We start from the raw sequence: 26183 nt of genomic DNA, 5'->3' as shown, positions 1-26183 counted from the left end.
GTTCTTTCATTTGCTTAATCCCTGAGCCAGCAGCTGAACAAAGCAGTGATAATGTTGTCGGATTGCCTGAGTTTCCATTAAAATGGATCGGATCGATATAAGCACACAAAGGGGGAAGTGCTTACTTATTATGAAACATAAACCACAGATGATGAAAATGCGTTGGTTGGGTGCTGCAGTGGTGTTATCACTGTATACCTCATCGGCACTGGCCTTTAACATCGACGATGTCGCAAAACAGGCAAAATCGATGGCAGGCAAGAGCTACGAAGCGCCGAAAAGTAACTTGCCCTCCGTTTTCCGCGACATGAAGTATGCGGACTATCAGCAGATCCAGTTCAATCACGATAAAGCGTACTGGAGCAATATTAAAACCCCGTTCAAGCTTGAATTTTATCATCAGGGTATGTACTTCGACACGCCTGTTGCCATCAATGAAGTGACGGCAACCGCGGTACGTAAGATCAAGTACAGCCCGGATTACTTCAATTTTGGCAATGTGCAACATGATAAAGATACGGTGAAAGACCTGGGCTTCGCAGGCTTTAAGGTGCTTTACCCGATCAACAGCAAAGATAAAAACGACGAAATCGTCAGCATGCTGGGCGCCAGCTATTTCCGCGTTATCGGCGCGGGGCAGGTGTACGGGCTTTCTGCGCGTGGTTTGGCTATTGATACCGCGCTGCCATCAGGTGAAGAGTTCCCACGTTTCCGTGAGTTCTGGATTGAACGTCCAAAACCAACGGATAAGCGTCTGACTATTTATGCGCTGCTGGATTCCCCGCGCGCGACCGGTGCCTATCGCTTTGTGATCATGCCGGGTCGTGACACGGTGGTTGACGTGCAGTCTAAGGTTTACCTGCGTGATAAAGTGGGCAAACTGGGCGTTGCGCCGCTGACCAGTATGTTCCTGTTTGGGCCGAATCAGCCGTCACCGGCAACCAACTTCCGCCCGGAACTGCACGACTCCAACGGTCTGTCTATTCATGCCGGTAACGGTGAGTGGATCTGGCGTCCCCTGAACAACCCGAAACATCTGGCGGTAAGCAGCTTCGCGATGGAAAACCCGCAAGGTTTTGGCCTGCTGCAGCGTGGTCGTCAGTTCTCCCGCTTTGAAGATTTGGACGATCGCTATGACCAGCGTCCAAGCGCCTGGGTCACGCCAAACGGTGACTGGGGTAAAGGTAAGGTCGAGCTGGTAGAAATTCCAACCAACGACGAAACCAACGATAACATCGTCGCTTACTGGACGCCGGATCAGCTTCCGGAAGCCGGTAAAGAGATGAACTTCAAGTACACCATTACCTTCAGCCGCGACGAAGATAAGCTGCATGCGCCGGATAACGCGTATGTGATGCAGACTCGCCGCTCAACGGGTGACGTGAAGCAGTCTAATCTTATCCGTCAGCCTGACGGTACCGTGGCGTTTGTCGTGGACTTCACAGGCCAGGATATGAAAAAACTGTCACCGGACACTGCCGTTGCCGCTCAGGCCAGCATCGGTGATAACGGTGAGATCGTTGAGAATACCGTGCGTTACAACCCGGTAACCAAAGGCTGGCGTCTGACCCTGCGCGTGAAAGTGAAAGATCCGAAACAGACCACTGAAATGCGTGCAGCGCTGGTCAGTAACGATCAGCCGCTGAGTGAAACCTGGAGCTATCAGCTACCTGCCAATGAATAATACATCTGAATATATTGATGCCATGCCGCTGACGGATATCGAAAAAGCGGCACTGCCTAAGAGCGACATCCGCGCGGTTCACACCGCGCTGGATGGTGAACATCGTCAGTATTCCCGTGATGATGATACGCCGCTCGGGTCAGTCAAAGCGCGTCTGGAGCAGGCCTGGCCGGACTCGCTGGCAGAAGGGCAGTTGATTAAAGACGACGAAGGACGCGATCAGCTTCAGGCGATGCCGAAGGCCACGCGTTCCTCTATGTTCCCCGACCCATGGCGCACCAACCCGGTGGGCCGCTTCTGGGATCGCCTGCGCGGGCGTGATGTGACGCCGCGCTATCTGTCGCGCCTGACGAAAGAAGAGCAGGCGTCCGAACAGAAATGGCGTACCGTGGGGACCATCCGTCGCTACATCCTGCTGCTTCTGACGCTGGCGCAGACGGTCGTCGCGACCTGGTACATGAAGACTATCCTGCCTTACCAGGGCTGGGCGTTTATCAATCCGACGGACATGATGGGCCAGGATCTCTGGGTCTCCTTCATGCAGCTGCTGCCGTATATCCTGCAGAGCGGCATTCTTCTGCTGTTCGCGGTCCTCTTCTGCTGGGTCTCAGCCGGTTTCTGGACCGCGCTGATGGGCTTCCTGCAGCTGCTGATGGGGCGTGACAAATACAGCATTTCGGCGTCAACGGTCGGGAATGAACCCCTCAATCCCGAGCATCGTACCGCGCTGATTATGCCTATCTGTAACGAAGACGTTGACCGCGTATTTGCGGGCCTGCGTGCGACCTGGGAGTCCGTGAAGGCGACCGGCAACGCGGAGCATTTCGACGTTTATATCCTGAGCGACAGCTACAACCCGGATATCTGCGTTGCAGAGCAAAAAGCGTGGATGGAGCTGATTGCAGAAGTGCAGGGCGAAGGGCAGATCTTCTACCGCCGTCGCCGCCGTCGCGTGAAGCGTAAAAGCGGTAACATCGATGACTTCTGCCGTCGCTGGGGTAACCAGTACAGCTATATGGTGGTGCTGGATGCGGACTCCGTCATGAGCGGTGACTGCCTGAGCGGTCTGGTGCGTCTGATGGAAGCCAACCCTAACGCGGGTATTATTCAGTCTTCGCCAAAAGCATCCGGTATGGACACCCTTTATGCGCGCTGCCAGCAGTTCGCCACCCGTGTTTACGGGCCGCTGTTTACGGCGGGTCTGCACTTCTGGCAGCTGGGTGAGTCGCACTACTGGGGCCATAACGCCATTATCCGCGTGAAGCCGTTCATTGAACACTGTGCGCTGGCGCCGCTGCCGGGTGAGGGTTCGTTTGCCGGTTCTATTCTGTCGCATGACTTTGTAGAAGCGGCGCTGATGCGTCGTGCTGGCTGGGGCGTCTGGATTGCCTACGACCTGCCGGGATCGTACGAAGAGCTGCCGCCGAACCTGCTGGACGAGCTCAAGCGTGACCGCCGCTGGTGTCATGGTAACCTGATGAACTTCCGCCTGTTCCTTGTTAAAGGGATGCACCCGGTACACCGCGCGGTGTTCCTGACGGGCGTGATGTCTTATCTCTCCGCACCGCTGTGGTTTATGTTCCTCGCGCTTTCCACTGCGCTGCAGGTCGTCCATGCCCTGACGGAACCGCAATACTTCCTGCAGCCACGCCAGCTGTTCCCGGTGTGGCCGCAGTGGCGTCCGGAGCTGGCGATTGCGCTGTTTGCCTCCACGATGGTGCTGCTGTTCCTGCCTAAGCTGCTCAGCATCATCCTGATCTGGTGCAAAGGCTCGAAAGAGTACGGCGGTTTCTTCCGCGTGACCCTTTCGCTGCTGCTGGAAGTGCTGTTCTCCGTGCTGCTGGCACCGGTACGTATGCTGTTCCACACCGTGTTTGTGGTCAGTGCGTTCCTGGGCTGGGAAGTGGTCTGGAACTCACCGCAGCGTGATGACGACTCCACGCCGTGGGGTGAAGCCTTTATGCGCCACGGTTCTCAGCTGCTGCTGGGTCTGGTGTGGGCGGCCGGGATGGCGTGGCTGGATCTGCGCTTCCTGTTCTGGCTGGCGCCGATTGTCTTCTCTCTGATCCTGTCGCCGTTTGTGTCCGTGATTTCCAGCCGTTCAACGGTGGGCCTGCGAACCAAACGCTGGAAACTGTTCCTGATCCCGGAAGAGTATTCCCCGCCGCAGGTTCTGGTGGACACCGATCGTTACCTGGAGCAGAACCGCAGTCGCTCGCTGGATGATGGCTTCATGCACGCCGTGTTTAACCCGTCATTCAACGCCCTGGCGACGGCAATGGCGACCGCGCGTCACCGTGCCAGCCAGGTGCTGGAGATTGCCCGCGATCGTCACGTTGAGCAGGCGCTTAACGAGACCCCGGAAAAACTCAACCGCGACCGTCGTCTGGTTCTGTTGAGCGACCCGGTAACGATGGCGCGTCTTCACTACCGCGTGTGGTCCGCTCCGGAGAGATACTCTTCGTGGGTAAACTACTATAAAGAACTGAAACTGAACCCGCTGGCGTTGAAGGCGAAGTAAGTTGTTAAGTAGGGCGGGTTAGCGAAGCGCCACCCGCCAGATAAAATACCGGCTTAATCGCCGGTATTTTTTTAGAGGTTAAAGATGAGAATAATCATCGTCGTTCTGATGGCATGCCTGCTCAGCGGCTGCGGCAGCATCATCAGCCGCACCATTCCAGGGCAAGGCCACGGGAATCAGTATTACCCGGGCGTGAAATGGGATCTCCGTGACTCCGCATGGCGCTACCTCACCGTGCTCGATCTGCCATTCTCGCTAATTTTTGACACGCTGCTGCTGCCGATCGATGCCAGCCACGGCCCCTACGAGTAGCGTAAATTAACGCTCGTCCCACTCATCGGCTGCGGTTTGACCTTCTTCCGTATCCAGCGGTGGCTCGAGCTGAAATTCGCCCTCATCCCATTCGTGCAGGGTGTTCTCTTCCAGCCATTCCTGCCGCAGTTCGATTTCATCATAGTCACCGTCAAAGACGGCCTGCGCACCTTCACCGCTTAATATCGGCAAACATTCCCCTTCTTCACCTTCATCGGCAAAGAATTCGGCCTGCCACATAATATCCCCATCCTGCAGAACGTATTTTTGGATATTAAGTTGTTGCACGTCAGCATCTTCTTCTTCAACGCCGGGGTTATCGGCGAGGAACTCTTCACGAGCGGCGTCAATAGCTTCTTCCAGCGTGGCGTACATGGTCATTGGTGTCTCCCTGTTTTCCAGAAGGTTTCAGGGAAAGAATAGCTGAATATAAGATTCTGCAAGTATGAATGCGAAAATAAGCTTCAGGCGTTCGTCTTATTCCGTCACGGGCCGCAGCGCGCGGGATAAACTGAACCACGAATAAATGGCATTAAACAGCACAACGCCTGCCGTCACGATAAAGACGGCGCGAAAACCGAAGCTGGCGGAAATACCCGCCCCGAGCAGCGGTCCGGTGACGTTACCGATATCGCGAAATGACTGGTTATAGCTGAAAATACGCCCGGCAATCTGATTCGTGGAGTTGTAGACCAGCAGGGTCTGTACGGCGGGCAGCAACGCGCCGTCGGCGGCACCCAGCAAAAACCGCAGGACGCCTAGCTGCCATGGCGTTTGCACCATCGACATCGGGATAAGCAGCAGCACGGAAATCACCAGCGCGCAGATCAGGATTTTTTCCGGACCGACGCGGTCCCCCAGTTTACCCAGCCTCGGGGCGCTCAACAGCGCCGCCACGCCGGGTACGGAGGCAATCAGCCCGCTGATGAACGCAATATTGCTGACGTTACCCGCCAGGTCGCGAACGTACAGCGTGAGGATAGGGGCAATCGACCCGGTAGCCACCTGGATAATCATTGTCGTCACGAACAGGCTCAGCACCAGTCTGGGATTTTTGAGCGAGGTTAGCACCTCCCTGGCGTGGAGCATCTCTTTCTTCGCAACGGGCGTGAAGTTTTCCCGAATACAGAGCAGGGTGACGATAAAGCACAGGAACAGCACGCTGGCGGTGATAAAGAATACCGGCCTCAGGCCATAGCTATCGGCCAGGAGTCCTCCGGCCAGCGGTCCCAGCAGAGCACCGCTCACGCCGCCGGTGGAGAGTGTGCCCAGCGCCCAGCCGCTCTTATGGCGGGGGATTTGCGTGGCTATCAGGGCGTTCGCGTTGGGAATAAACCCCCCCAGCAAGCCCAGCAGCGCGCGCAGGATCAGGAACTGCCAGACGTTCTGCGCCACGCCCATCAGCGCCATGATAATGGCCATCCCCAGCGCCGAGCGTAGCAGCATGATTTTACGTCCCTTGCGGTCGGCAAGGCCACCCCAGAAGGGCGAGGCCATCGCGGAAAAGAGAAACGTGATGCTGAATACCAGGCCGGACCACATATTGAGCGCGCTGTGGCCCGTCACGCCCAGCTGTTCGACGTAGAGCGGCAGGAAGGGCATGACAAGGCTAAAGGCCGCGCCGGTGAGAAAACAGCCAAGCCACGCAACCGTGAGGTTACGCTTCCAGTTTATGGGGGCATCTGAGGGTGACATAACTATCCGCATAATGAGGTGCAGAGCACCTGAAGCATAAAGTAATAAGCCTGCTAATTATGCGCCTGGGTTATGATTGCCGCAATGAGGGGGAGCTTTTAAAGCTAAAACGGCATGCGGCCCTGAGGACCGCATGAGGATTAATAGCGGGACGGCGTGCCCTGTGGCCGCGTTTTAAAACGGCGGTGCAGCCACATATACTGCTCAGGCGCCAGCATGATGCACTTCTCCACAACGCGGTTCATCCAGCGCGCGGTGGTTTCCGCATCGTCAAGCGGCGGCGCGAGTTCCGGCTCCAGCATCATCAGCTCGTAGCCCGAACCATCCGGCTTACGGCGGGGAACAAAAGGCACGATGGCGGCTTTGGACATCCGCGCCAGCATCCAGGTGCCGGTCGTTGTGGCGGCCTCTTCAACGGCAAAGAAGGGAACAAAAACGCTGGCCTGTGGGCCATAGTCGTGGTCGGGGGCATACCAGACCACTTCTCCGGATTTCAGCGCGCGGATCATCCCCTTCAGATCCTTACGGTCGATCATGCTTTTATTGGAGCGCATGCGGCCGTTGGTCTGGATTAAATCGATGACCGGATTATCGTTAGGGCGATAAACCCCAATGCCGGGCGCCTGCATGCCGAACATGCGCGCCCCGATTTCCAGCGTCAGAAAATGGACGCCGATCAGCAGAACGCCCGTCTGATTGGCCTGAAGCGTATGTACAGGCTCCATGCCGGTCCCCGTCACCTCGCTCCAGCGGGCCATGCGTTTGTCCGGCCAGAACCACGCCATACCGGTCTCCATGAGCCCCATCCCGACGGATTCGAAATTCTTCGCGACCATATCGTGACGCTCTGACTCGCTCATCTGCGGAAAACACAGCTCAAGATTGCGGTACGCGATTCTGGCGCGACGCTTCATAAACAGTTGCGCGAAACGGCCCAGAAATTTACCCAACCGAAAAATAACAGGGTAGGGAAGCTGTACCAGAAGCCATAAAAAGCCGATGCCAAGCCAGGTCAACCAATAGCGGGGATGCAAAAGGGCGGCAGTAAATTTTGGTAACTGGGTCATGTCTTTCCTGTTTTCAAACGTCCTGTTTTGCTAGTGTCTCATTTTTTGAGACGTAGCCAAAATATCTGCTTTCGAAGCGTGCACGAATACAGCAATTGTTAAGCCTGATTAATCAGGGTGTGTGAAATGTAGCGTAAATTGTGTGGATGTAAATTGGTTTTGTTTGCTATATGATGCCGACCGATTTTTCATTCTCTCTAACGATTCCAGGACTGTACACCATGCCAGTGTTACACAACCGCGTGTCGAATGAGATGTTAAAGGCGCGTATGTTGGCTGAAACCGAACCGCGCACCACCATCTCATTCTATAAATACTTCACGATCGACGATCCGCAGGCGACCCGCGATGCGCTTTATCAGGCGTTCACGGCGCTGAACGTCTTCGGCCGCGTCTACCTTGCCCGTGAAGGCATCAATGCGCAGATTAGCGTACCGGAAAGCAAAGTCAGCGCCTTCCGTGACGTACTTTATCAATTTGACCCGGCCCTTAACGGCTTACGCCTGAACATTGCCCTGGATGATGACGGGAAATCCTTCTGGGTGCTGCGCATGAAGGTGCGTGAACGCATCGTGGCGGACGGTATCGACGATCCTGAGTTTAACGCGGCGGACGTCGGTGAATATCTGAAGGCGGCGGAAGTGAATGCGATGCTGGACGATCCGGATGCCGTATTCATTGATATGCGTAACCACTATGAGTACGAAGTGGGGCATTTCGAGAACGCGATGGAAATCCCGGCCGATACCTTCCGCGAGCAGCTGCCGAAAGCGGTTGAGATGATGCAGGAGCATAAAGATAAAAAGATCGTTATGTACTGTACCGGCGGTATCCGCTGTGAGAAAGCCAGCGCGTGGATGAAGCACAACGGCTTTAATAAAGTCTGGCACATTGAAGGCGGCATTATCGAGTACGCTCGTCGCGCCCGTGAGCAGGGGTTGCCGGTACGCTTTATCGGGAAAAACTTTGTCTTTGACGAGCGCATGGGCGAACGTATTTCGGACGACGTCATTGCCCAGTGCCACCAGTGCGGCGCGCCGTGCGATACCCACACCAACTGCAAAAATGACGGTTGCCATCTGCTGTTCATTCAGTGCCCGGCCTGCGCCGAGAAGTTTAACGGCTGCTGTAGCGAGCTGTGCAGCGAAGAGAGCATCCTGCCGGAAGAAGAGCAGCGTCGCCGTCGCGCAGGACGTGAAAACGGCAACAAGATTTTCAATAAATCCCGCGGCCGTCTGAATACCAAACTGGGTATCCCTGACCCGGAATGATAATAACGCCCGGCACGGTGAAAGCCTGCCGGGCGAATCTATTATGATTTCTGCTGTACACCTTCAACGGAAATAATCAGCTCAACGTCCTGAGACGCCGGGCCTAAATCCGTTGTGATATTAAAATCTTTCAGGTGAATTTTACCAGCTGCTTCAAAACCTGCACGTTTACCGCCCCACGGATCGTCACCCTGACCCAGTAATTTAGCATCAAGCGTGACCGGTTTTGTTACGCCGTTAAGCGTCAGGTTGCCGGTAATATTTAGCTTATCGCCGTCTTTCTTCACGTCCGTAGAAGCGAAGGTCGCCTGCGGGAATTTCGCGACGTTGAGGAACTCCCCACTGCGCAGGTGTTTATCGCGCTCTGCGTGGTTCGTGTCGACGCTGTTCGTATTAATCGTCACATTGACTTTATCGGCCGCGGGATTTTTCTCGTCAAAGGTGAACGTGCCGTCAAAATCCTTAAAGGTGCCGTACAGCCAGCTATATCCCAGGTGCTGAATACGGAAATTGACGAAAGCGTGCTGGCCCTCTTTATCAATTTTATAATCCGCCGCCACGGCGGAACCGGCGGTGAATAACAGAGAACCCAGGGCGATACCCAGCAGGTGTTTTTTCATTTTATGCTCCAGAGTCGACTGACGAGCGGCCAAGCATGCGCTTTAGCGTATCGTCTTTATCAATAAAATGGTGTTTGAGAGCGGCAAGCCCGTGAAGTACGGACAGGATCACCACGCTCCAGGCAAGCCAGAGATGAACTACCCCTGCCGTATCGGCCTGCGCCCCGGCATCGCTAAGTGTTGCCGGAACCTCGAACAGGCCAAAAACGTTAATCGGCTTACCGTCAGCCGTCGAAATGAGATAGCCGCTAATCAGGATGCCGAACAGCAGTGCATAGAGGGCGATATGCGCGGCGACTGCACTGACGCGGGTAAATTTGCTGTGGGTCTTTGGCGCGGCGGGCGGCGGGGAAATATGCCGCCAGATCACGCGGAAGACCAGCCCCAGCATCAGGAGAACGCCAATGCTTTTATGTAACTCCGGCGCCTGGTGATACCAGCCGTCATAATAGCTGAGCGTGACCATCCAGAGTCCAAGTCCAAACATACCGTAGACGGCAAGAGCAAATATCCAGTGCAAACCTATGGATATTATTCCGTAGCGCCGGGAGGAGTTACGCAATTGCATCAGAAGGTCCATTTTCAAATTAACCGAAGGGTAAAAATGAACGGGAAGATGTGATATTGCAACTGAAATAATTGTCTATTGATTTTTATTTTATTTATTTCAGCGCTTTTGAACAGGATTGATAAAGGTAATTCAATGTCTTCGTGCAAGATGAAATTGGGAGTTTCAATAAAGCTAAATTAATGTCAATTATTGTCAATCCGAGCTTTCAGTAAAATACAATGTAAACAAAATCAATAATGGCCAGCAGCGCCCACAATAAGATGTAGAGCATGAAATGCTCGCGAATATTATTCATCAGAAAGCTAACGATCCTGCGCATAATGCCCCGTAATGCAGTGTGAGTGAAATGGGCTCCGGTACCTCGAAGCCCGTGGTGGATTATCCGTTAAATCGCGAGAGTGAGAAGGGTGTCAGATCAAACTGCGGCGTGATGCCCTGGGCAAATTGCGCGGCAATCTCGCCCAGCACGGAAGCGAACTTAAAGCCGTGGCCGCTCAGTCCGGTGATGAGCAGAGTGTTGTCATGCCCCGGCAGCGTATCAATGATAAAGTCTTCATCCGGCGTGTTGTCGTAGGTACAGGCCGCGCCATACAGCAAGCCACCGACGCCCGGAAGAATAGTGCGCAGGAACGAGAAGGCTTCTGAGCCATCCTGTGGGAAGGCGCCGAAGGGTTTACGCTCTTCAGGAGAGGAGATGACCTGGCCACCGTTGTGTTTACCGATTTTCAGCGCGTCTTTCTCGGAAGGGAAACCGTAGAACTGATCGCCATTCGGTAATTCGCCGGTGAAGGCCGGGAATTTATTCTGCGCGCTGTAGCGCCCATCCGACTGGAACCAGGAGAAAACCTTGCGCACCGGCTGGATTGGCAGTTCCGGCAGCAGGCGAGTGACCCAGGTTCCTGCGCTGACGAGCAGGCGGGACGCTGAATAGTCGCCGTCAAGAGTCGTTACCGTAACGCCATTATCGTCATGGGTGATGGCCTCCACCGGACAGTTGAACAGCTGCGCACAGCCGGCTTTCGCGGCAAGATCGATCCAGGTTTTGATCGCCGTTTCACAATGGAGCACGCCGGAGTGGGCTTCAAAGAGGCCGATGTAATCGTCCGGGACGGTAATTTCAGGCCAGCGCGCGGTAATGCCCGTCGCGTCCAGCTTCTCAACATCAAGATTATAGGCTTTTGCGCTGCGCTCGACGCTGGCGAGAAAATCAGAATGGGCAGGGCCCAGATTGATGACGCCGGTACGCTCGAAAATACGCTCTTCGGCCTGTGTCGCCAGTTCATCCCACAGCGTCTGGGCGCGAAGCACCAGCGGTACATAGCGCTCGCCTTCTCCATACGCATGGCGCATGAGGCGGGTATCGCCATGATGGCTGCCCTCAGAATGAGGAGGAAGGTGGGCATCGATCATCAGGACCTTCAGACCTGCCTGTGTTGCGTAATAACCGGCAGCGGAACCCACGGAGCCGCTACCAATAATGATTAAGTCGTATTTCATATGCATCTCATAAACTGACGTTTTGTTAGCAGAGTAATTAACAACGCGGGGTTAGACAAGGGAGAAATAAATAAGGCACCGCGAGGGTGCCTGTAGATAGAAAAGTGGGCATAGGCTTAGTGCCGTTTATACTCATTTTCCTGATAGTCGCCAGATTCTATTTTTGCAATACCTGCCTCTAAAATAGAAATAAACTGACGGGCGACGTCTGTTGTTAGCCACAGCGTCTGTCCAACTTCCGCTTCTTCACGGTTGAGTTGATTCGGGGTCTGGTAGTGCAAACGCAGCATCAGCGCATCGTAGCTATCTACGGTACTGATATCCCAGCCAACCAGTGGATGGGTCTGGATCACTTCACTATTCTTTTCCATTATAACCCCCTTAATGCGTGTTAGAAGACAACGGCTCTGAGGTTCAATGCATGTTTTTCTGAAAGCATCTTCAGTATACCAAGTAATAAGGGTTCCAACGGGAAAAATAAACAGGTGGCAACACATTTTTCTGCTTTTTAGGATTGTTCGAACAATAAAACACCATCTCGTTCACGATTTTTTAAGAAGATGCCGAATTAATTTGAACTTGCAGGATTTTTAGACAAAAAAAAGCCGGGGCGACCCGGCAAAAAACACAATGAGGGAGCAGTGTTAATCTGTGATAAACCAGTCGTCTGCGCTTTCCCACGTTTCCTGCAGGATTTCGCTGATGCGATCTTTATCTTCTTTGGCAGCACCAATGACGGAGAGGTTGTTCGATGCGGCGTAACGCACCGTTACGGCACCCGCGTTGTCGGGAAAGGTGTTGTTAATACGGCGGGATAATTCGCCTGCCAGTGCATCAAGCGCGCCGGCAGGCAGAACGGTTGTTTTGGCTATGGTGACTTCAATACGCATAAATGCCCCCTGTGTAATATACTGTTTATTTATACAGGCATATTATCATTTTGACAACAAGGGGCATTGATTTTTTAACGTTTTACCGTCCAGCTTACGGTTTCACCCGCCAGGAAGGGGATCAGCGTGTCATCCGTCAGGGCAATGGACTCCTCAACGTGGCTCGCTTTACGCTCCAGTTCGATGAAGGTGTCATTGACCGGCAGGCCGTAGAAGCGCGGGCCGTTAAGGGAGCAGAATGCTTCGAAATGTTCTAGCGCGTTCATCTCTTCAAATACGGTTGCGTAGCTGGCAAGCGCCGTTGGGGCGTTGAAGCAGCCTGCACAGCCGCAGCTTGCCTCTTTACGATGACGGGCGTGAGGCGCGGAGTCGGTACCGAGGAACGCGCGGGAGAACCCGCTGGCGACCAGCTCACGCAGCGCCTGCTGGTGGATGTTGCGCTTGAGGATAGGCAGACAGTAGAGGTGAGGGCGCACCCCGCCCACCAGCATGTGGTTACGGTTAAACATCAGGTGCTGTGGCGTAATGGTGGCGGCGATGAGATCGTTGCCATCACGCACGTACTCTGCCGCGTCTTTGGTGGTGATATGCTCAAAGACCACCTTCAGCGCGGGCAGGCGCTGGCGCAGAGGCTCCATCACGGTCTCGATAAAACGAGCTTCGCGGTCGAAGATGTCAATCTCGGCATGCGTCACTTCACCGTGAACCAGCAGCGGCATACCCAGTTTCTGCATGCGCTCCAGAACCGGCATGATGGCATCAATGCTGGTGACGCCGTGGCTGGAGTTAGTGGTGGCATTCGCCGGGTAGAGTTTCGCCGCCGTAAATACGCCTTCGTTAAAGCCGCGCTCCACTTCGTTCGGATCCAGTGAATCTGTCAGATAGCAGGTCATCAACGGGGTAAAATCGTGTCCCGCAGGTACGGCATCCAGGATGCGCTGGCGATAGGCCATCGCGGCTTCGACGGTGGTGACTGGTGGAACCAGGTTAGGCATGACAATCGCGCGGCCATAAATTTCGCTGGTATAAGGCACGACGGTTTTCAGCATATCGCCATCACGCAGATGGATATGCCAGTCGTCAGGGCGGCGGATTTTAAGAACCTGGGGTTGTGCAGTCATGGAAGCTCCGGCTTGTCAGGAATCAGTCATAAGGATGGCTGTTTTTGCCGGACACAAATCATAAGCGGAAACGTTTTCGTTTGCACACTTTTCCGTAAAAAAAAGGGCGCCGCAGCGCCCTTCAGGTTAATCGGTGAAAGGAATGATAATTTCACCCGGCTTAACCTCTATCCCTTTTGCGTATTTTTTCGCCAGGGCTTCACCCTTGCTTTTGTCTTCACTTAAGACGTACGCGGGCTGCTGGTTAAAGTAATTCCGCAGCGACTGATTCAGATAGGGCATCAGGGTTTGTAGAACCGGTGCCATCTTGTCCGGCGACACCTGAGCATCGACGACTTCCATTTCCTGCAGGAAAATGGCTCCTTTCTCTTTGTTGAAAACAGGAAGCGCCTTCAGCTTGAGCTTGATGTTGGCTTTCTGATTGCCAAAGAGTGAGGACATATCGAGGTCCGCATCACCGGCCAGGGTGACTTTGTTTGGCTCTTCACGTCCGATCTGGCTGGTTAGATTCGTGAGCACGATATGCGCGTCTGCCAGGCCCGGCACGCCAATGTCTTTCGAGAAATTGTTATGTTTTTCCAGCGCCTGATTAATTTCCTGTTCACTGACGGTATATTGCGTGAGCTGGTTACAGCCAACCAGCAGACCGCTGACAACGAATGCCGCGGCTAAGACAATTTTCTTCATAGTGTTCCTCAACGAAAAATCGGCGCTTCTGTCCTGTTTCGCCAGTATGTCAGCGTGAATGGGTAGAAACCAGCAGAAAAAACTGAGAAATGGGGCGGGAAGGGCTCCCGCCCGAGGGAAAGGCTACGCGCCTGGCTCGAGCATGCCGCTCGCGCTGCGTTTCTGGCTGAACTGCCACCACAGGGCAAGGAGCGTCATAAACCCCACCGCGCCGAGCATCATCCACGGAAGTTCGGGCTGGTTTAACGCTTTTCCGGCATCAAACAACCAGCCGCCACCGGCGTAACCTAATGCGCCGCCAAGCGCCAGCCCCAGCCGGCTGAAGCCCATATAGCTGCCGCGCGCACGCGCATCCGCAAGCGAGGCGCTCAGCGTTTCACGGGCAGGCTCGGCGATGATTGAGCCAATATAGAACGTGCAAATCAGGGTAAACAGCTGCTGGAGAGAGTTCACCAGGCCGATCGGCATCATGCTCAACGTCATCAGGAACAGCCCGGCCATCAGGCGATGCTCCAGACGAAAACGCCGCTCGCTCCAGCGGGCAATCGGATAAAGCAGCGTTAACGACAGGCAGGCTTCAATGGCGTACATCCATTTCACCGCCGCAGGCGTCCCCGCAATGTCGTTAACCATGATCGGCAGCATCAGCATGACCTGCACGGCCAGCATGTAATAGCCCGTCAGGGTCAATACATAGGTGACAAAACGTTTGTCGCGCAGAACGCGGCCAAGCCCTTCCCGAACCGGCGCTTTGACCGTCGACAGTTTCCAGGCGGGCAGGAACAGGCCATTAAACAGCGCGCACAGAATAAAGAGCACCGCACCGGCGGCGCAGACCAGACGGAAGTCATACTGCAGCAGCCAGCTTCCCAGCAGGGCGCCGACAACTGCCCCGGCGCTGTCCTGCATCATCAGAATCGAGAAAAAGCGGCCGCGGTGCTGCGGGCGAATCAGCTTTACCACCAGCGCGGTGCGTGGCGGATCGAACAGCGTGCCCCCGATACCGGAGAGGAAACAGGAGAACCAGAGCAGCCAGGGCTCCTGGGCGACCGCCATCGTGGCAAAACCTGCCGCGCGCAGCAGCATACCGGTCACAATCATCGGCTTAGCGCCAAAGCGGTCGGCGATGGCCCCGCCAAAGACGCCCAGACCCTGCTGGACAAACTGGCGTAGCCCAAGGGCAATGCCGACCATTAATGCCGCCCAGCCCATCTGATCGACAAAGCGGATCGAAATAAGCGGAAAAACGACAAAAAAGCCGAGCACGACCAGCATGTTATCGACGAGCAGGAAATATTTACCCAGGCTCCTGGCCTGTGATACGCGGGACATTTTCCCTCCAGGGAAAATAAGAAGGTGAGCACGCTAACATTCTGCGGTGTCGCCGCGTTTTTTCCCACCCCCGGGGGTGACAATATTTTTTTATCAAAAGGGTGCTTTGATAGAGAGTTCTCATCGAAAATAGAGAAAAGAGGGCAAAATGGTATGTCACTGTTTTCACAGACGGCGCAGGCGCAGGTATAGTAAAGCTAATGGGTAAGCAGAAGTAACGGGAAGGAGTGGTATCGATGTTTGGCTATCGCAGTAATGTGCCAAAAGTGCGTCTGACAACGGACAGGCTGGTCGTTCGTCTGGTGCATGAGCGTGATGCCTGGCGTCTGGCGGATTATTACGCCGAGAATCGCCAGTTTTTAAAACCCTGGGAACCCGTTCGCGATGAGAGCCATTGTTACCCTTCCGGCTGGCAGGCGCGCCTCAGCATGATCACGGAATTTCACAAGCAGGGCAGCGCGTTCTATTTCGCGCTGCTGGATCCTGAAGAGAAAGAGATTATCGGGATCGCCAATTTTTCAAACGTGGTGCGCGGGTCGTTTCACGCCTGCTACCTTGGCTACTCCATCGGTCAGAAATGGCAGGGGCAGGGGCTAATGTACGAGGCGTTAACGGTGGCGATCCGCTATATGCAGCGCACGCAGCATATCCATCGCATCATGGCGAACTATATGCCGCATAACCAGCGCAGCGGAAATCTGCTGGCGCGTTTAGGGTTCGAGAAAGAGGGTTACGCCAAAGACTATCTGCTGATAGACGGAGAGTGGCGCGACCACGTTCTGACGGCATTAACCACCCGGGACTGGACTGCAGGTCGTTAAGGAGAAAAGATGAAGTATCAGCTAAACGGTACAGAAGCGCGCGTGATTGGGTGCTTACTCGAAAAACAGGTCACCACGCCGGAGCAGTATCCGCTCTCTGTCAACGCCGTGACCATGGCCTGCAACCAGAAGACCAACCGCGAGCCGGTGATGAACCTCAGCGAGCATGAGGTTCAGGACGTGCTCGATGCATTGGTAAAACGCCACTATCTGCGCACCGTCAGCGGCTTCGGCAACCGCGTGACCAAATACGAACAGCGCTTCTGCAACTCTGAATTTGGCGACCTGAAGCTGAGCAGTGCGGAAGTGGCGGTCATCACCACGCTGTTGCTGCGCGGGGCGCAGACGCCGGGGGAACTGCGCACGCGCGCTTCCCGTATGCATGAGTTCAGCGATATGCAGGAGGTTGAGCAGACCCTGGAAGGGCTGGCCTCACGTGAAGACGGCCCATACGTGGTGCGTCTGGCGCGCGAGCCGGGCAAACGTGAAAGCCGCTATATGCATCTGTTCAGCGGCGAAGTTGATGTCGCTACCGTGGAGAGCGACGCGGGATCTTCAGCAAGGAATGACACTCTTGCCGCGCGCGTAGAGTCGCTGGAAGAAGAGGTCGCCGGGCTGAAACAGCGTCTGGATGCATTGCTGGCACATTTGGGAGACTGACGGTGAAAAAATTACGCGTAGGCGTGGTGGGGCTCGGTGGTATTGCACAAAAAGCCTGGCTGCCTGTTTTAGGCGCGGCGACGGACTGGACCCTGCAAGGGGCATGGTCGCCCACGCGCGAGAAGGCCGAGCGGATCTGCGAAACCTGGCGCATGCCGTATGCTGCCTCCCTGCAGGATCTGGCCCGCGAGTGTGATGCGGTTTTTGTGCATACCTCAACGGCAACCCACTATCAGGTGGTGAGCGAGCTGCTCAGTTTGGGGGTTCACGTCTGCGTGGACAAACCGCTGGCGGAAAATGTTCAGGATGCCGAACGCCTTATTGAGCTGGCGGCGCGTAAAAAACTGACGCTGATGGTCGGCTTCAACCGTCGCTTTGCGCCGCTTTATCAACAGCTGAAGGCGCAGTCTGGCACGCTCGCCTCGCTGCGCATGGATAAGCATCGTACCGACAGCATCGGGCCAAACGATTTGCGCTTCACGCTGCTGGATGACTATCTGCACGTTGTGGATACGGCGCTATGGCTCGCCAGCGGCAATGCACAGCTGCAAAGCGGCACGCTACTGACGAACGAGCAGGGTGAAATGGTCTACGCCGAACATCATTTCGCGATTGACCATCTGCAGATCACGACCAGCATGCATCGTCGTGCGGGAAGTCAGCGTGAATCCGTCCAGGCCGTCACCGACGGCGCGCTGTACGACATAACCGACATGCGCGAGTGGCGGGAAGAGAAGGGCAGCGGCGTGGTGACGCTACCTGCCCCTGGCTGGCAGAGCACGCTTGAACAGCGAGGTTTTGCCGGTTGCGCCCGTCACTTCATCTCCTGCGTGCAAAATCAGACGGTTCCTGAAACGTCTGGCGAGCAGGCCATCATGGCGCAGCGCATTGTGGAAAGGCTCTGGCGCGAGGCCATGAGTGAATAACTCGCTGTAACATCTGCGGATAGTATTTCGTTGAAATCCGGTTAGACTAAGCGCCGCTTGTTGGCTTTGCCGGGTGGCGCTTACGCTTACCCGGCCTACAAATCCGTATGGTTCTGGAAATTCACGTTAATGAACTTATTAAAATCGCTGGCGGCCGTCAGCTCGATGACCATGTTTTCCCGCGTGCTGGGTTTTGCGCGCGACGCCATTGTGGCAAGGGTATTTGGTGCAGGGATGGCCACGGACGCCTTTTTCGTCGCGTTCAAGTTGCCGAACCTGCTGCGTCGTATTTTTGCGGAAGGGGCGTTCTCTCAGGCATTCGTCCCGATCCTCGCGGAATATAAAAGCAAGCAGGGCGAGGACGCAACGCGCGTCTTTGTGTCTTATGTCTCCGGCCTGCTGACGCTGGCGCTGGCGGTGGTGACGGTCCTCGGGATGCTGGCCGCGCCCTGGGTGATTATGGTGACCGCGCCCGGCTTTGCCGATACGGCCGACAAGTTTGCCCTGACCTCGCAGCTGCTGCGCATTACTTTCCCCTATATTCTGCTGATCTCGCTGGCCTCGCTGGTGGGGGCGATCCTCAACACCTGGAACCGCTTCTCTGTACCGGCGTTTGCGCCGACGTTCCTTAACGTCAGCATGATCGGCTTTGCCCTGTTCGCCGCGCCGCACTTCAACCCGCCGGTGCTGGCGCTGGCCTGGGCGGTCACCGTCGGCGGCGTGCTGCAGCTGGCGTATCAGCTGCCGCATCTGAAAAAAATTGGCATGCTGGTACTGCCGCGCATCAACCTCAAAGATGCCGGAGCGATGCGCGTCATCAAGCAGATGGGGCCCGCCATTCTCGGCGTCTCCGTCAGCCAGATCTCGCTTATCATCAACACCATCTTTGCCTCGTTCCTGGTGTCCGGCTCGGTTTCCTGGATGTACTATGCCGACCGCCTGATGGAGTTCCCGTCCGGGGTGCTGGGCGTGGCGCTGGGGACCATCCTGCTGCCGTCGCTGTCGAAAAGTTTTGCCAGCGGCAATCATGATGAGTATTGCCGCCTGATGGACTGGGGGTTACGTCTCTGCTTCCTGCTGGCCCTGCCGAGCGCGGTGGCGCTGGGTATTCTGGCCAAACCGCTGACGGTGTCGCTCTTCCAGTACGGTAAATTCACCGCCTTTGATGCCGCTATGACCCAGCGCGCGCTGATTGCCTACTCGGTGGGACTGATGGGGCTGATCGTGGTGAAAGTGCTGGCGCCGGGCTTTTACTCGCGTCAGGACATCAAAACGCCGGTAAAAATTGCCATCGTGACGCTGATTATGACGCAGCTGATGAACCTGGCGTTTATTGGTCCGCTGAAGCATGCGGGCCTGTCATTATCGATTGGTCTGGCGGCCTGTCTGAATGCCGGGCTGCTTTACTGGCAGCTGCGCAAGCAGGATATTTTCACGCCGCAGCCGGGCTGGGGAAGTTTCCTGGTGCGTCTGATCGTTGCGGTACTGGTGATGTCTGCCGCGCTGCTCGGCATGATGTACGTGATGCCGGAGTGGTCCCTGGGCACTATGCCCTACCGTCTGATGCGGCTCATGGCCGTGGTGGGCGTCGGGGTGGTGGCTTACTTTGCCACGCTGGCGGTGCTGGGCTTCAAAGTGAAAGAGTTTGCCCGCCGGACGGCATAAACGCCAAAAGGGGAGTTCACCTTATGGTGCTCCCCACTGCATGATTTGTCGCTGATGCGTCAAATCGAAATCTTTTTCACACCCGCAATACGCGCAGTTGCTGTCTGACCATCCGCGCCGTACAGTCCGGTTTCTTTATGCGGTTTCAACACCTCAAGCGCCTGCTGATTACGCTCAATCTGACCTTCCAGTAGCCAGCCGTTATGCTGGTTAAGATCGCGCAGGTGCTGGGTTTTTTCGGTAATGGTCTGCCAGCGCTCAATAATATCGTCATTGGCGCTGCGCTTAGGATCCTGCTCAGCGCGTCGCTGTTGTTCCAGATAATCCAGCGTTGCCAGAAGCGAACTTTTGTCTTCAGTAATACGCTGCAGCGCGCTGCCGTTGATGTGACCGGAAGAGAGATGCTGCTGTTCAGCGTCCATTACCGTTTTCAGGTCGTTCAGGACAACCGTCATTTGATCCAGTATTTCTGACAGTCGACTCATACGGTTAGTTACTCTGTAAGAAACTCTGTGCTTCCTGAATCAGGGCATCAGCGATCTTGCTGGTATCCATTTTCAGCTCACCGTTACGAATAGCCGTTTTCAGCGCTTCAACACGTTCCATATTGATATCGTTGCTGCCCGGCTGCATCAGTTTTGCCTGCGCGTCGCTCAGGGTCACGCTGGTGCTGTTGGACGTTGACGGCTTTTCCAGACGCGTTTTCTGCGCCGTAGCGTCATTCGTTTCGCGAGGTTGTACAGCGCTTACCGGCTTCAGGGCTGATGTACGATCAATGCTCATAGTGTTGTCCTCATCGAGGGTTCGCGGCGTTTGCGCCTGACATCATCATTAGTGGAATATTTATCGGCACGCGCCGCGAAATCTTTAAAAAGATTATAGGTTAATCAGAATATTCCCATCAGCATCGACGGTTCCGCTCACCACCTGGCCTGAGGACATTCTGACGCGGGCGTTTTGCGCCACCGCGGCATTGTTCAACGCTTTCCCTTCACTGTTGATGCTAAAGCCGTCTCCGTTGGCCACCACCATCACCTGTTGGCCTGCTTTTACCCGCCATGCCTGACGCAGCATGGAGAGCTGTATCGGCTGGCCGGGGGCGACATCACGCAGGCTGACGGCGTCCTGTGCCTGGTTTAATTCGAGCATGGTGCGTGGTGGCAGCTGATCCAGACGGCCGCGCTTTAACGTCACGCTGTTCGTCTGCAGCACGCTGCCGCGCGCAATGGGCACGGCGGCGACAACATAATTGCCCGTCGCCTGAACTGCAACCTGTAAATAGCGTTTTTCGTTGGCGCAGCGTGCCAGCACGTTCACATTCCCCCACAGCCTGGTGGTCCCCGTCACGCTGAATGACGGTTGGTCACAGCCAGGGTATAGATTCGGTGGCGTGCGCACGGTAACGGTAACGTCATCGCTAAAGCCTGCCAGCTTTTCAGCAAAGAAAGTCGTCAACTGATCCTGTAAGCCTTCAGCCTGCACCAGCGGGCTTAACAGCAAGAGAGCCGCCACCAGACCCCGTTTTAACGTTTGCATCGCAAGTTCCACCGTTTCCAGAGTTGAACGAATTCTACCTGCAGTGGTTTTGCATCAACGGAATAAATAGCGACGCATTTTGCGCTTATTCCGTCGATAGGGGAGACCGGGTGAGATTTAAGCTGTGAACTGAAATTTTGCCATCAGCGGAGGAGACATGCTCGATAAACTCGACGCCGCGTTACGTTTTCAACAGGAAGCGCTCAATTTACGCGCCCAGCGGCAGGAGATTTTAGCCGCCAACATCGCTAACGCCGATACCCCAGGGTTTCAGGCGCGCGATATTGATTTTTCCAGTGAACTCAAAAAGGTGATGGAGCGTGGACGTGCCGAAGGAACGGGTGTTGCACTTGCCATGACATCCTCTCGCCATATTCCTGCTCAGGCGATGACTGCGCCAGCGACCGATTTACTTTACCGCATTCCCGATCAGCCCTCACTCGACGGTAACACCGTGGATATGGACCGGGAGCGTACCCAGTTTGCCGATAACAGCCTGAAATACCAGACGGGCCTGACCGTACTCGGCGGACAAATCAAAGGCATGATGAACGTCCTGCAGGGGGGGAACTGATAGATGGCCTTGTTGAATATTTTTGATATTGCCGGTTCGGCGTTAACCGCGCAGTCCAAACGCCTGAACGTGGCCGCCAGTAACCTGGCGAACGCCGACAGCGTAACCGGACCCGACGGCCAGCCTTATCGTGCCAAACAGGTTGTCTTTCAGGTCGATGCTGCGCCGGGCGCGGCGACGGGCGGCGTGAAGGTCTCTGATGTGGTAGAGAGCCAGGCGCCGGACAGGCTGGTGTATGAGCCGGGTAACCCGCTTGCGGATGCCAGCGGATACGTGAAGATGCCAAACGTGGATGTGGTGGGTGAGATGGTGAACTCCATGTCGGCATCCCGTAGCTACCAGGCCAACGTCGAAGTGCTTAATACCGTGAAGAGCATGATGCTCAAAACACTCACTCTCGGCCAGTAAAGGAGACATGCATGTCCATCGCCGTAAATGTGAATGATCCTACGAACTCGGGTGTTAACAACACAAAGAGTACGACGGGTTCTAACTCCCTCACCGGGAGCAATGCCGCCGATCTTCAGGGCAGCTTTCTGACGCTGCTGGTGGCGCAGCTTAAGAACCAGGATCCCACTAACCCGATGCAGAACAACGAACTGACCACGCAGCTTGCGCAGATCAGTACCGTGAGCGGCATTGAGAAATTGAACACCACCCTCGGTTCCGTCTCCGGACAGATTAACAGTGCCCAGTCTCTGCAGGCGGCAAGCCTGATTGGTCACGGGGTGATGATCCCGGGGACTACAATCCTGGCGGGCACCAGCACCACCGATGGCAACGCCACCACGACCACCACGCCGTTTGGCGTTGAGCTGCAGCAGCCAGCAGAGAAAGTTACCGCAACCATTACCGATGGCAACGGCACGGTCGTGCGCACCATTGATATCGGCGAGCTGAAGGCGGGCGTTCACACCTTTACCTGGGATGGCAGCCTGACCGACGGCACTAAAGCACCAAACGGATCCTACAAAGTGGCAATCAGCGCCAGTAACGGGACGACCCAGCTGGTGGCGCAGCCGCTGCAGTTCGCGCTGGTCCAGGGCGTAATTAAAGGAAGTGACGGCAACAAACTGGATTTGGGAACCTCTGGTTCCACCACACTCGACGAAGTTCGGCAGATTATCTAAGCCTTAACACTTATCAGGAGTAAGTCATGGCCTTTTCTCAAGCGGTCAGCGGCCTGAATGCTGCGGCCACCAACCTGGACGTCATTGGCAACAACATCGCCAACTCCGCGACCTATGGTTTTAAATCCGGTTCTGCTTCCTTTGCAGACATGTTTGCCGGTTCCAAAGTCGGCCTGGGCGTGAAAGTTGCGGGCATCACTCAGGACTTTACCGACGGCACCACCACCAACACCGGTCGTGGTCTGGACGTCGCCATCAGCCAGAACGGTTTCTTCCGTATGGTTGATTCCAACGGCTCTGTGTTCTACAGCCGTAACGGCCAGTTCAAGCTGGACGAAAACCGTACGCTGGTTAACATGCAGGGCATGCAGCTGACGGGCTACCCGGTAGCGGGTACGCCTCCAACCGTTCAGACCGGTGCGAACCCTCAGGCGATTACTATCCCGAATACCCTGATGGCGGCGAAATCGACCACCACCGCGACGCAGCAGATCAACCTGAACTCAACCGATCCTGTTCAAACCGCTCCCTTCGATGCGACTAACCCGGATACCTACAACAAAAAAGGGACCGTGACCGTATTCGACAGCCAGGGTAACGCCCATAACATGTATGTCTACTACGTTAAGACAGCTAACAATAAATGGGATCTTTACACTCAGGACGGCAGCGTTGCGGGTTCTACAGCAGCGAAAGCGGCGCAGATGAACTTTGATGCGAACGGTAACCTGGCGGGTGTCTATAACTACGACGCGGCGGGTGTACTGAGCGCAACGCCAAACGCCACTCCGGCCATTAACATCACCACGGGTTCTGTCAGCGGTGCGACGGCGGCGACTTTCTCCCTGAGCTTCCTGAACTCTATGCAGCAGAACACCGGTGCGAACAGCGTGGTGGCAACCAATCAGAACGGCTACAAGCCTGGCGATCTGGTGAGCTACCAGATCAACGACGATGGCACCGTGGTGGGAAGCTACTCTAACGAGCAGTCACAGGTTCTGGGTCAGATCGTACTGGCAAACTTTGCCAACAACGAAGGTCTGAAATCGGAAGGCGACAACGTCTGGTCTGCATCTCAGGCCTCCGGCGTGGCGCTGCTGGGTACCGCAGGCACCGGTAACTTCGGCAAGCTGACCAACGGCGCGCTGGAAGCTTCCAACGTGGATATGAGTAAAGAACTGGTGAACATGATCGTCGCGCAGCGTAACTATCAGTCGAACGCGCAGACCATCAAAACCCAGGACCAGATCCTCAACACGCTGGTTAACCTGCGTTAAGCGGCTAACAGGAAAGCGCAATGGATCACGCAATATATACCGCGATGGGCGCGGCAAGTCAGACGCTCAATCAGCAGGCCGTTACCGCCAGCAACCTGGCAAACGCCTCTACGCCGGGCTTTCGTGCGCAGCTTAATGCGCTGCGCGCGGTGCCGGTAGAAGGGCTTTCCCTGCCGACCCGTACGCTGGTGACGGCATCAACCCCTGGCGCAGATATGACGCCAGGGCAGATGGACTACACCTCACGCCCGCTGGACGTTGCCCTACAGCAGGACGGCTGGCTGGCGGTGCAAACGGCGGACGGCAGCGAAGGCTATACCCGTAACGGCAATATCCAGGTGAGCGCGACGGGCCAGCTGACGATTCAGGGTCATCCGGTGATGGGGGAAGCGGGTCCGCTGACCGTGCCGGAAGGCTCTGAGCTGACTATCGCCGCGGACGGCACCATTTCGGCGCTGAACCCGGGCGACCCGGCCAACACCGTTGCGCCCGTCGGGCGTCTGAAGCTGGTTAAGGCGGAAGGCAAAGAGGTGCAGCGCGGCGACGACGGCATGTTCCGTCTGACCCAGGCGGCTCAGGCGACGCGTGGTGCCACGTTACAGGCCGATCCGAGCATCCGCGTGATGTCCGGCGTTCTGGAAGGCAGCAACGTTAAGCCGGTAGCCGCCATGAGCGACATGATTGCCAGCGCTCGTCGTTTTGAGATGCAGATGAAGATCATCAGCAGCGTGGATGAAAACGCGGGCAAGGCTAACCAACTTCTGGCTATGAGTTAACAGGACTCCTTATGATCAGTTCTTTATGGATCGCGAAAACAGGCCTGGACGCCCAGCAAACCAATATGGACGTGATTGCCAACAACCTGGCAAACGTGAGCACCAATGGTTTCAAGCGTCAGCGCGCCGTTTTCGAAGATTTGCTTTATCAAACCATCCGCCAGCCGGGGGCGCAGTCTTCTGAACAGACGACGCTGCCTTCGGGTCTGCAGATCGGTACCGGCGTTCGTCCGGTGGCTACCGAGCGTCTGCACAGCCAGGGCAACCTGTCTCAGACCAACAACAGCAAAGACGTGGCAATCAAAGGCCAGGGCTTCTTCCAGGTGCAGCTGCCTGACGGTACCTCTGCCTATACCCGCGACGGTTCGTTCCAGGTCGATCAGAACGGCCAGCTGGTGACAGCGGGCGGTTTCCAGGTTCAGCCTGCGATTACCATCCCGGCGAACGCCCTGAGCATCACCATCGGACGTGACGGTGTGGTCAGCGTGACCCAGCAGGGACAGGCCGCGCCGGTTCAGGTCGGACAGCTCAACCTGACCACCTTCATGAACGATACCGGTCTGGAAAGCATTGGTGAGAACCTCTACACCGAGACGCAATCCTCCGGTACGCCAAATGAGAGCACCCCGGGCCTGAACGGCGCGGGCCTGCTGTATCAGGGCTATGTTGAAACCTCCAACGTGAACGTGGCGGAAGAGCTGGTGAATATGATCCAGGTCCAGCGCGCGTATGAAATTAACAGTAAAGCAGTGTCGACGACCGACCAGATGCTGCAGAAACTGACGCAACTTTAAGGTGTAGCCCGGTGCGGTAAACGCCGCGCCGGCTCCCTGTTTTCGAAGATGAAGGCAATGCAAAAAAACGCGGCGTTTCGTTATCCGATACTGACTGTTCTGGCTGTCACCCTCAGCGGGTGTGCTTTGATTCCGTCTAAACCATTGGTCCAGGGTGCGACGACTGCCCAACCCGTTCCTGGCCCCGCGCCAGTGGTAAACGGCTCCATTTTCCAGACCGCGCAGCCGATTAATTACGGTTATCAGCCGCTGTTTGAAGATCGCCGCCCGCGTAACGTCGGCGATACATTGACCATTGTGCTGCAGGAAAACGTCAGCGCGAGCAAGAGCTCGTCGGCGAACGCCAGCCGCGATGGCAAAACCAATTTTGGCTTCGATACCGTGCCACGCTATCTCGAAGGGCTGTTCGGCAACGCGCGTGCTGATGTGAACGCGTCCGGCGGCAATACCTTTAACGGTAAAGGCGGCGCGAACGCCAGCAACACCTTCAGCGGCACGCTGACGGTCACGGTTGACCAGGTACTGGTTAACGGCAACCTACACGTTGTGGGTGAAAAACAGATCGCCATTAACCAGGGCACTGAATTCATTCGCTTCTCGGGCGTGGTTAACCCTCGCACCATCAGCGGCACCAACACCGTTCCGTCCACCCAGGTGGCGGATGCGCGCATTGAGTACGTCGGTAACGGCTATATCAATGAAGCGCAAAATATGGGTTGGCTGCAGCGCTTCTTCCTTAATTTATCGCCGATGTAA

The 26183-nt window shown here is 55.7% G+C and carries 30 protein-coding genes; 15 read left to right on the top strand and 15 right to left on the bottom strand.

Translation table 11 applies throughout. From position 1 onward, the window contains the following. The first annotated feature begins 130 nt into the window (after positions 1 to 130). From mdoG to RVY89_RS10765, 3 genes are all read left to right on the top strand, one after another. Positions 131 to 1684 (top strand): glucans biosynthesis protein MdoG, encoded by a 1554-nt coding sequence (mdoG, locus tag RVY89_RS10775; protein ID WP_021240787.1) that lies wholly within the window; start codon positions 131 to 133, stop codon positions 1682 to 1684. After that, on the top strand, positions 1677 to 4205 hold the full coding sequence (gene mdoH / locus RVY89_RS10770; protein ID WP_484827803.1) for a glucans biosynthesis glucosyltransferase MdoH: 2529 nt from the start codon (positions 1677 to 1679) through the stop codon (positions 4203 to 4205). The genes mdoG and mdoH overlap by 8 nt, the downstream gene beginning before the upstream one ends. A gap of 84 nt (positions 4206 to 4289) precedes the next feature. Beyond that, positions 4290 to 4517, top strand: coding sequence for a YceK/YidQ family lipoprotein (locus RVY89_RS10765; RefSeq protein ID WP_008500835.1), 228 nt, complete (start codon positions 4290 to 4292; stop codon positions 4515 to 4517). A 6-nt stretch (positions 4518 to 4523) separates the two neighbouring features. Here the strand turns inward: RVY89_RS10765 and RVY89_RS10760 are convergent, their stop codons facing one another. The 3 genes from RVY89_RS10760 to RVY89_RS10750 form a co-directional block, all read right to left on the bottom strand. Further along, the gene (locus RVY89_RS10760) at positions 4524 to 4898 is read right to left on the bottom strand and encodes a MysB family protein (RefSeq protein ID WP_023311118.1); all 375 of its coding nucleotides are present in this window, start codon (positions 4896 to 4898) and stop codon (positions 4524 to 4526) included. 96 nt (positions 4899 to 4994) lie between these two features. Next, positions 4995 to 6212 (bottom strand): multidrug efflux MFS transporter MdtG, encoded by a 1218-nt coding sequence (gene mdtG / locus RVY89_RS10755; protein WP_484827802.1) that lies wholly within the window; start codon positions 6210 to 6212, stop codon positions 4995 to 4997. 140 nt (positions 6213 to 6352) lie between these two features. Beyond that, positions 6353 to 7279 (bottom strand): Kdo(2)-lipid IV(A) acyltransferase, encoded by a 927-nt coding sequence (locus tag RVY89_RS10750; RefSeq protein WP_484827801.1) that lies wholly within the window; start codon positions 7277 to 7279, stop codon positions 6353 to 6355. Between the two features lie 221 nt (positions 7280 to 7500). On the opposite strand from RVY89_RS10750, the gene trhO reads away from it, so the two are divergent. Beyond that, positions 7501 to 8550 carry an oxygen-dependent tRNA uridine(34) hydroxylase TrhO gene (gene trhO, locus RVY89_RS10745; RefSeq protein ID WP_234082061.1) on the top strand — a complete coding sequence of 350 codons (1050 nt, stop codon included), beginning with the start codon at positions 7501 to 7503 and terminating at the stop codon, positions 8548 to 8550. A 41-nt stretch (positions 8551 to 8591) separates the two neighbouring features. On the opposite strand, the gene RVY89_RS10740 is transcribed toward trhO, so the two are convergent. From RVY89_RS10740 to mdtH, 9 genes are all read right to left on the bottom strand, one after another. Then, a complete protein-coding gene (locus tag RVY89_RS10740; RefSeq protein ID WP_484827800.1) occupies positions 8592 to 9170 on the bottom strand; it encodes a YceI family protein in 579 nt (192 codons plus the stop codon). 1 nt (position 9171) lies between these two features. After that, positions 9172 to 9738: a cytochrome b gene (locus RVY89_RS10735; protein ID WP_484827799.1), complete on the bottom strand. Its 567-nt coding sequence runs from the start codon at positions 9736 to 9738 to the stop codon at positions 9172 to 9174. A 208-nt stretch (positions 9739 to 9946) separates the two neighbouring features. After that, on the bottom strand, positions 9947 to 10060 hold the full coding sequence (locus tag RVY89_RS10730; protein ID WP_032638658.1) for a YceO family protein: 114 nt from the start codon (positions 10058 to 10060) through the stop codon (positions 9947 to 9949). Positions 10061 to 10119: 59 nt separating this feature from the next. Beyond that, entirely contained in the window at positions 10120 to 11238 is a 1119-nt protein-coding gene (solA, locus tag RVY89_RS10725; RefSeq protein ID WP_484827798.1) for an N-methyl-L-tryptophan oxidase, read from the bottom strand. Positions 11239 to 11354: 116 nt separating this feature from the next. Next, complete coding sequence (gene bssS / locus RVY89_RS10720) at positions 11355 to 11609, bottom strand: biofilm formation regulator BssS (RefSeq protein ID WP_008500827.1); 255 nt, start codon at positions 11607 to 11609, stop codon at positions 11355 to 11357. Positions 11610 to 11882: 273 nt separating this feature from the next. Then, complete coding sequence (dinI, locus tag RVY89_RS10715; RefSeq protein WP_032650831.1) at positions 11883 to 12128, bottom strand: DNA damage-inducible protein I; 246 nt, start codon at positions 12126 to 12128, stop codon at positions 11883 to 11885. Positions 12129 to 12202: 74 nt separating this feature from the next. Further along, a complete protein-coding gene (pyrC, locus tag RVY89_RS10710) occupies positions 12203 to 13249 on the bottom strand; it encodes a dihydroorotase (RefSeq protein ID WP_484827797.1) in 1047 nt (348 codons plus the stop codon). Between the two features lie 126 nt (positions 13250 to 13375). After that, positions 13376 to 13936, bottom strand: coding sequence for a lipoprotein (locus RVY89_RS10705; RefSeq protein ID WP_484827796.1), 561 nt, complete (start codon positions 13934 to 13936; stop codon positions 13376 to 13378). A gap of 123 nt (positions 13937 to 14059) precedes the next feature. Next, positions 14060 to 15268, bottom strand: coding sequence for a multidrug efflux MFS transporter MdtH (mdtH, locus tag RVY89_RS10700; protein WP_484827795.1), 1209 nt, complete (start codon positions 15266 to 15268; stop codon positions 14060 to 14062). A gap of 236 nt (positions 15269 to 15504) precedes the next feature. Here mdtH and rimJ point away from each other — a divergent pair, with 236 nt between their 5' ends. The 4 genes from rimJ (at position 15505) to murJ (ending at position 19340) form a co-directional block, all read left to right on the top strand. After that, positions 15505 to 16089, top strand: a complete 585-nt coding sequence (rimJ, locus tag RVY89_RS10695) for a ribosomal protein S5-alanine N-acetyltransferase (protein ID WP_008500822.1) — start codon at positions 15505 to 15507, stop codon at positions 16087 to 16089. 9 nt (positions 16090 to 16098) lie between these two features. Beyond that, positions 16099 to 16749 carry a YceH family protein gene (locus tag RVY89_RS10690; protein WP_484827794.1) on the top strand — a complete coding sequence of 217 codons (651 nt, stop codon included), beginning with the start codon at positions 16099 to 16101 and terminating at the stop codon, positions 16747 to 16749. Between the two features lie 2 nt (positions 16750 to 16751). Further along, positions 16752 to 17675: a Gfo/Idh/MocA family protein gene (locus tag RVY89_RS10685; RefSeq protein ID WP_484827793.1), complete on the top strand. Its 924-nt coding sequence runs from the start codon at positions 16752 to 16754 to the stop codon at positions 17673 to 17675. 129 nt (positions 17676 to 17804) lie between these two features. Beyond that, positions 17805 to 19340: a murein biosynthesis integral membrane protein MurJ gene (gene murJ, locus RVY89_RS10680; protein ID WP_023311131.1), complete on the top strand. Its 1536-nt coding sequence runs from the start codon at positions 17805 to 17807 to the stop codon at positions 19338 to 19340. Positions 19341 to 19399: 59 nt separating this feature from the next. Here murJ and flgN read toward each other — a convergent pair whose 3' ends face one another. From flgN to flgA, 3 genes are all read right to left on the bottom strand, one after another. Beyond that, positions 19400 to 19825, bottom strand: a complete 426-nt coding sequence (gene flgN, locus RVY89_RS10675; protein ID WP_008500818.1) for a flagella biosynthesis chaperone FlgN — start codon at positions 19823 to 19825, stop codon at positions 19400 to 19402. A gap of 4 nt (positions 19826 to 19829) precedes the next feature. Beyond that, positions 19830 to 20123, bottom strand: coding sequence for a flagellar biosynthesis anti-sigma factor FlgM (gene flgM, locus RVY89_RS10670; protein ID WP_008500817.1), 294 nt, complete (start codon positions 20121 to 20123; stop codon positions 19830 to 19832). Between the two features lie 93 nt (positions 20124 to 20216). Next, positions 20217 to 20876 (bottom strand): flagellar basal body P-ring formation chaperone FlgA, encoded by a 660-nt coding sequence (gene flgA / locus RVY89_RS10665; RefSeq protein WP_484827792.1) that lies wholly within the window; start codon positions 20874 to 20876, stop codon positions 20217 to 20219. 157 nt (positions 20877 to 21033) lie between these two features. On the opposite strand from flgA, the gene flgB reads away from it, so the two are divergent. Genes flgB through flgH form a run of 7 tightly spaced genes read left to right on the top strand, consistent with a single transcriptional unit; the run spans position 21034 to position 26183 of the window. Beyond that, positions 21034 to 21450, top strand: coding sequence for a flagellar basal body rod protein FlgB (gene flgB / locus RVY89_RS10660; RefSeq protein ID WP_023311135.1), 417 nt, complete (start codon positions 21034 to 21036; stop codon positions 21448 to 21450). 3 nt (positions 21451 to 21453) lie between these two features. Continuing rightward, positions 21454 to 21858 (top strand): flagellar basal body rod protein FlgC, encoded by a 405-nt coding sequence (flgC, locus tag RVY89_RS10655; protein WP_008500814.1) that lies wholly within the window; start codon positions 21454 to 21456, stop codon positions 21856 to 21858. 11 nt (positions 21859 to 21869) lie between these two features. Then, positions 21870 to 22580: a flagellar hook assembly protein FlgD gene (gene flgD, locus RVY89_RS10650; RefSeq protein ID WP_371897761.1), complete on the top strand. Its 711-nt coding sequence runs from the start codon at positions 21870 to 21872 to the stop codon at positions 22578 to 22580. A gap of 26 nt (positions 22581 to 22606) precedes the next feature. Beyond that, complete coding sequence (gene flgE, locus RVY89_RS10645) at positions 22607 to 23857, top strand: flagellar hook protein FlgE (protein ID WP_371897760.1); 1251 nt, start codon at positions 22607 to 22609, stop codon at positions 23855 to 23857. A gap of 20 nt (positions 23858 to 23877) precedes the next feature. Beyond that, the gene (locus tag RVY89_RS10640) at positions 23878 to 24633 is read left to right on the top strand and encodes a flagellar basal body rod protein FlgF (RefSeq protein WP_023311138.1); all 756 of its coding nucleotides are present in this window, start codon (positions 23878 to 23880) and stop codon (positions 24631 to 24633) included. A gap of 11 nt (positions 24634 to 24644) precedes the next feature. After that, positions 24645 to 25427 (top strand): flagellar basal-body rod protein FlgG, encoded by a 783-nt coding sequence (gene flgG / locus RVY89_RS10635; protein ID WP_008500810.1) that lies wholly within the window; start codon positions 24645 to 24647, stop codon positions 25425 to 25427. 57 nt (positions 25428 to 25484) lie between these two features. Next, positions 25485 to 26183, top strand: coding sequence for a flagellar basal body L-ring protein FlgH (flgH, locus tag RVY89_RS10630; RefSeq protein ID WP_024909015.1), 699 nt, complete (start codon positions 25485 to 25487; stop codon positions 26181 to 26183).

This window comes from Enterobacter sp. 3U4, from assembly GCF_057224565.1.
The sequence above is the reverse complement of the archived record's forward strand: the minus strand, read 5'-3'. Positions and strand labels throughout refer to the sequence as shown.

Bases quoted from the DNA above. Each gene is read 5' to 3' on its own strand.
- solA (WP_484827798.1), bottom strand. From the start codon at position 11,238: ATGAAATACGACTTAATCATTATTGGTAGCGGCTCCGTGGGTTCCGCT.
- RVY89_RS10760 (WP_023311118.1), bottom strand. From the start codon at position 4,898: ATGACCATGTACGCCACGCTGGAAGAAGCTATTGACGCCGCTCGTGAA.
- mdoH (WP_484827803.1), top strand. From the start codon at position 1,677: ATGAATAATACATCTGAATATATTGATGCCATGCCGCTGACGGATATC.
- flgM (WP_008500817.1), bottom strand. From the start codon at position 20,123: ATGAGCATTGATCGTACATCAGCCCTGAAGCCGGTAAGCGCTGTACAA.
- flgD (WP_371897761.1), top strand. From the start codon at position 21,870: ATGTCCATCGCCGTAAATGTGAATGATCCTACGAACTCGGGTGTTAAC.
- murJ (WP_023311131.1), top strand. From the start codon at position 17,805: ATGAACTTATTAAAATCGCTGGCGGCCGTCAGCTCGATGACCATGTTT.
- mdtG (WP_484827802.1), bottom strand. From the start codon at position 6,212: ATGTCACCCTCAGATGCCCCCATAAACTGGAAGCGTAACCTCACGGTT.
- flgH (WP_024909015.1), top strand. From the start codon at position 25,485: ATGCAAAAAAACGCGGCGTTTCGTTATCCGATACTGACTGTTCTGGCT.
- bssS (WP_008500827.1), bottom strand. From the start codon at position 11,609: ATGGAAAAGAATAGTGAAGTGATCCAGACCCATCCACTGGTTGGCTGG.
- flgG (WP_008500810.1), top strand. From the start codon at position 24,645: ATGATCAGTTCTTTATGGATCGCGAAAACAGGCCTGGACGCCCAGCAA.
- RVY89_RS10750 (WP_484827801.1), bottom strand. From the start codon at position 7,279: ATGACCCAGTTACCAAAATTTACTGCCGCCCTTTTGCATCCCCGCTAT.
- RVY89_RS10765 (WP_008500835.1), top strand. From the start codon at position 4,290: ATGAGAATAATCATCGTCGTTCTGATGGCATGCCTGCTCAGCGGCTGC.
- RVY89_RS10690 (WP_484827794.1), top strand. From the start codon at position 16,099: ATGAAGTATCAGCTAAACGGTACAGAAGCGCGCGTGATTGGGTGCTTA.
- RVY89_RS10730 (WP_032638658.1), bottom strand. From the start codon at position 10,060: ATGCGCAGGATCGTTAGCTTTCTGATGAATAATATTCGCGAGCATTTC.
- RVY89_RS10740 (WP_484827800.1), bottom strand. From the start codon at position 9,170: ATGAAAAAACACCTGCTGGGTATCGCCCTGGGTTCTCTGTTATTCACC.
- flgB (WP_023311135.1), top strand. From the start codon at position 21,034: ATGCTCGATAAACTCGACGCCGCGTTACGTTTTCAACAGGAAGCGCTC.
- rimJ (WP_008500822.1), top strand. From the start codon at position 15,505: ATGTTTGGCTATCGCAGTAATGTGCCAAAAGTGCGTCTGACAACGGAC.
- flgN (WP_008500818.1), bottom strand. From the start codon at position 19,825: ATGAGTCGACTGTCAGAAATACTGGATCAAATGACGGTTGTCCTGAAC.
- RVY89_RS10735 (WP_484827799.1), bottom strand. From the start codon at position 9,738: ATGCAATTGCGTAACTCCTCCCGGCGCTACGGAATAATATCCATAGGT.
- pyrC (WP_484827797.1), bottom strand. From the start codon at position 13,249: ATGACTGCACAACCCCAGGTTCTTAAAATCCGCCGCCCTGACGACTGG.
- flgE (WP_371897760.1), top strand. From the start codon at position 22,607: ATGGCCTTTTCTCAAGCGGTCAGCGGCCTGAATGCTGCGGCCACCAAC.
- RVY89_RS10640 (WP_023311138.1), top strand. From the start codon at position 23,878: ATGGATCACGCAATATATACCGCGATGGGCGCGGCAAGTCAGACGCTC.
- flgC (WP_008500814.1), top strand. From the start codon at position 21,454: ATGGCCTTGTTGAATATTTTTGATATTGCCGGTTCGGCGTTAACCGCG.
- trhO (WP_234082061.1), top strand. From the start codon at position 7,501: ATGCCAGTGTTACACAACCGCGTGTCGAATGAGATGTTAAAGGCGCGT.
- dinI (WP_032650831.1), bottom strand. From the start codon at position 12,128: ATGCGTATTGAAGTCACCATAGCCAAAACAACCGTTCTGCCTGCCGGC.
- RVY89_RS10705 (WP_484827796.1), bottom strand. From the start codon at position 13,936: ATGAAGAAAATTGTCTTAGCCGCGGCATTCGTTGTCAGCGGTCTGCTG.
- mdoG (WP_021240787.1), top strand. From the start codon at position 131: ATGAAACATAAACCACAGATGATGAAAATGCGTTGGTTGGGTGCTGCA.
- mdtH (WP_484827795.1), bottom strand. From the start codon at position 15,268: ATGTCCCGCGTATCACAGGCCAGGAGCCTGGGTAAATATTTCCTGCTC.
- flgA (WP_484827792.1), bottom strand. From the start codon at position 20,876: ATGCAAACGTTAAAACGGGGTCTGGTGGCGGCTCTCTTGCTGTTAAGC.